This window comes from Streptococcus panodentis (assembly GCF_017884005.1).
GTDB lineage: Bacteria > Bacillota > Bacilli > Lactobacillales > Streptococcaceae > Streptococcus > Streptococcus panodentis.
Window position 1 is genome coordinate 1 of the sequence record NZ_QFAY01000051.1, and the last position, 3,957, is coordinate 3,957.

Genomic DNA, 3,957 nt, shown 5'->3' on the forward strand with positions numbered 1-3,957 from the left:
CAAAAATCTTAGAGTCAGGCCGAAATGAGAAGCGGTCAGTCTAGCAGGAACAAAAATAGCTACAGGGTTATTGATTCTTTATCATTTCCCTGTGCACTAAATCTGAAAATATGATATAATCAAAGCTAATCATACTTTTGAGGAGAAAATCAATGGAAGACCCTGGCAGTCAGAGCATTTTATGGCAAGCCTTACTACTGTTTATATTGACTTTATTAAATGCCTTTTTCTCAGCTTCTGAGATGGCGATGGTTTCGCTCAATCGGGCGCGCGTGGAGCAGAAAGCCGAGGAAGGGGATGCCAAGTACGCCCGCCTCTTAGCGGTGCTGGAAAGCCCTAATAATTTCTTATCAACTATTCAGGTCGGGATTACAGTCATCAATATCCTGTCGGGGGCCAGCTTTGCGGATAATTTAGGAAAGATCATTGCTGCCTGGCTGGGAAATTCCGAGACAGCGCATGCAGTTGCCAGCTTTCTGGCCTTAGCCCTGCTGACCTATATCTCCATTGTCTTGGGAGAGCTCTACCCCAAGCGCATTGCTATGAATCTGAAAGACAATCTGGCTGTCCGGGCGGCGCCGGTCATTATCTTTCTGGGCAAGATTGTCAGTCCCTTCGTCTGGCTCTTGTCGGCTTCGACCAACCTGCTGAGCCGTATCACGCCCATGAAGTTTGATGATGCTGATGAAAAAATGACCCGGGACGAGATCGAGTATATGCTGACCAACAGCGAGGAGACGCTGGATGCTGATGAAATCGAAATGCTGCAGGGGATCTTCTCTCTGGATGAACTGATGGCGCGGGAACTGATGGTGCCGCGGACGGACGCTTTCATGGTAGATATTCAGGATGATACCAAGGAAATCATTGAGAGCATTCTCAAGCAGAGCTTTTCCCGGATTCCTGTCTATGACGGCGATAAGGACAAGGTCATCGGTCTGATTCATACCAAGCGTCTCCTGAATGAAGGCTTTACCAATGGTTTTGACAATATCGTCCTGCGGAAGATTTTGCAGGAGCCGCTCTTTGTGCCCGAGACCATGTTTGTGGATGACTTGCTCAAAGAACTCCGCAACACCCAGAACCAAATGGCCATTCTCTTAGATGAATACGGCGGTATGGCCGGTCTGGTGACTCTGGAAGACCTGTTAGAAGAAATCGTCGGAGAGATCGATGATGAAACGGATAAGGCGGCAGTAGAAGTCCATGAAATCGGCGAGAACACCTATATTGTCATGGGAACCATGACCCTCAATGACTTTAATGAATACTTTGAGGTCGAGATTGAAAGTGATGATGTGGATACCATTGCCGGCTACTACCTGACCGGTGTGGGGACTATTCCTGATCCTAAAGAGCGCATCAGCTTTGAAGTGGAAAGTCAGAATAAAAAGCTGATTTTGACCAATGACAAGGTGAAAAACGGCCGCGTGACCAAGGTCAAGGTGGAAATATCAGAAATTATCGAAGAAGCAGATGAATCGACTGGCAAATAGCCAGAACTGACCAATTTAAACAGACTTTCGCAGGAGAGTCTGTTTTTGATTTTCAAGATGCAGCGGGATTTCATTCATAGTGTGACTTTTCACTCCCCTCGGACTGTTTTAGGTTACAAAGTAATAAAAGATAAACCAAATGACGATAAAAGCGGATAGACTAGAAAAGTTTGTGTATCTGGCTTCTATATTTTATGATAAAATCAATATAAAAAAGGAGGTTTTCATGAGCAAACAAATCAAAACAGCCGTGCTGTTCTTATTTTGCATTTTTGCACTTGTAGGAGGAGGTAAGTTTTACATGGACAGACTGAAAGTGGACAATCTCTATCGGCACGGTTTTCAGCTTTATGAGGAACAAATCGCGACCTACCTAAAAGAGCATTACAGCGGTATCAGTAAAATTGAATTTTCTCCGATTTTTAAAAGTGGAGGAAGGGGAGAAGGATTTGTCCACGCTCGTATTGTTCCCGTAGTTTATGATAATTATGGAAATAAAGTTTATTTGCGTAACGATGGAACTATCAATACTCTGGTGCCTAATTATGTTTTGACTTCTGGAATTGAATTGGATTTTAATGTCAATGATGGTTCAGAAATTATCTATTTGTATAATGAAAAAAATGAATCTGTTAAAGTAGGACAACATCAACATCTCCCAGAACAGTTGAAATTACAGACGTATAAGAGTACGGATGCAATAATTGCAGCCTATTCACAAAAAGAGGCTCTAAAGGGAGTAGAAAAAAATAACCAAGGCAGCCCTAAAGTTAAAATTGTCTATAATTTAGAAATCAAACGAGTGGATGAACGAGAGGTAGGTAAATGGAAATAGCATACCAATTTATTCAAGGAGAGATGATACGAAGAATTTTCTATATAAACTCCTATCATTTTCTCTCCGTTTTTCTGGTAAAATAAAGATAAAAAGAAAAGGAGGTTTGTATGTCTAAAAGAACAAAATCTATTCTTTTATCTTTGCTTTGTTTTTTTGTACTAGTAATAGGAGGTAAGTTTTACATGGACAGACTGAAAGTGGACAATCTCTATCGGCATGGTTTTCAGCTTTATGAGGAGCAAATCGCAACCTACCTAAAAGAACATTACAGCGGTATCAGTAAAATAGAGTTTTCTCCGATTTTTAAAAGTGGAGGAAGGGGAGAAGGTTTTGTCTATGCTCGTATAGTCCCAGTTGTTTATGATACATATGGTAATAAAGTATATTTGCGTAATGATGGCGTTTTAAAGATGGGTGTGGCAGATTATGAAATGACAGCCGGAATTGATTTAGATTTTAATGTCAATGACGGTTCGGAAATAATATATTTGCGTAATAATCAGAAAGAGTCTATTAGTGTAGAAAGTTACCAGAATCTACCAGATGAATTAAAATTGAATAAGGATGAAATTACTGATGAAAAGATGGAGGCTTTTTCTCGTGAAGGGTATTTAAAAGGAGTCGAAAAAAATAGTCAAGGCAGTCCTCAAGCTGAAATTGTTTATAATTTGGAAATTAGGCGAGTGCAGGGAAGAGAGGCTTTTGAATGGAAATAACACACCAACTTATTCAGGGAGAGATGATACGAAGAATTTTCTATATGAATCAATAACGCAGTTCTTTTACCTTGATTTCATCATATTTCAGAGGTATAGTTATAAAAAACAGCCCGCTAGCTGAACGTGTTTATCACGTTTTCCAGTGGGCTGTTGTCTGTTTTGGGAAAAATACGACCAAAAACAGTTTTTGCTTTCCAAATAAGGGAAAATCCTTGATAATAAAGGTGTTGAAACTCAAAACAAAGGAGATTCCCCATGAAAATTATAACACAACTTGACCTCTTCGAGGAAGAAAATCTGGGAGATTTGGAAAAATTATCCCGTGTGTTCCAAGTCCTGCCAGATGAACCCTTAATCCATGCCCTGAATCAGGACCGGGGCAAAGGACGCAATGACTTTCCCAACCATGCTATGTGGCGGGCCTTTCTGGCCAAATTTGTTTTCCAGCATCCCACCATCGAAAGTTTCTGCCGGGAACTGGGGCGCAACAGTCAGCTGCGGCAGCTCTGCGGTTTTCAGGCTCACGGAGTTAAGATTGGACAGAATCAGACCAAACTCGTCCTGGCTCCCCATGCCATGACTTTCAGCCGCTTTCTAAAACGCCTGTCTCGGCACAGGGACTTGATTTACGACATGTTTGAGATTTTAGTCAAGGAGCTCTATGAAGCTTTGCCTGACTTTGGCCGCCGTCTGGCTATGGATGGAAAAATCATTGAATCCAAGGCTCATCGCCCCAGTAAGCTTGCCAAAGGGGACTTGCGGGGTGAACACGACGGCAGTTGGACCAAGAAGACTTACCACGACAAAGAAAACAGAGTCACCAAGACCCGCACCTATTTTGGTTTTCGTGTTCATCTCATCTGTGACAGCGTTTATGAGCTTCCGATTGCTTTTCGCGTCCTCC

General features: G+C 42.0%; 4 protein-coding genes. All 4 read left to right on the plus strand.

The genetic code is table 11. The features are described from left to right. Positions 1-152 precede the first annotated feature (152 nt). Positions 153-1,496 carry a hemolysin family protein gene (locus tag DHL47_RS13135; protein ID WP_128835626.1) on the plus strand — a complete coding sequence of 448 codons (1,344 nt, stop codon included), beginning with the start codon at positions 153-155 and terminating at the stop codon, positions 1,494-1,496. A 226-nt stretch (positions 1,497-1,722) separates the two neighbouring features. Beyond that, positions 1,723-2,331: a hypothetical protein gene (locus DHL47_RS13140; protein ID WP_209552173.1), complete on the plus strand. Its 609-nt coding sequence runs from the start codon at positions 1,723-1,725 to the stop codon at positions 2,329-2,331. Between the two features lie 110 nt (positions 2,332-2,441). Further along, positions 2,442-3,050 (plus strand): hypothetical protein, encoded by a 609-nt coding sequence (locus tag DHL47_RS13145; protein WP_209552174.1) that lies wholly within the window; start codon positions 2,442-2,444, stop codon positions 3,048-3,050. A gap of 258 nt (positions 3,051-3,308) precedes the next feature. Beyond that, positions 3,309-3,957: transposase (locus tag DHL47_RS13150; RefSeq protein ID WP_209552175.1), on the plus strand; the 649-nt coding region annotated here is incomplete at its 3' end.

What these genes read in the sequence shown, in the direction of transcription:
- DHL47_RS13135 (WP_128835626.1), top strand. Translation starts at nt 153, where the DNA reads ATGGAAGACCCTGGCAGTCAGAGCATTTTATGGCAAGCCTTACTACTG.
- DHL47_RS13140 (WP_209552173.1), top strand. Translation starts at nt 1,723, where the DNA reads ATGAGCAAACAAATCAAAACAGCCGTGCTGTTCTTATTTTGCATTTTT.
- DHL47_RS13145 (WP_209552174.1), top strand. Translation starts at nt 2,442, where the DNA reads ATGTCTAAAAGAACAAAATCTATTCTTTTATCTTTGCTTTGTTTTTTT.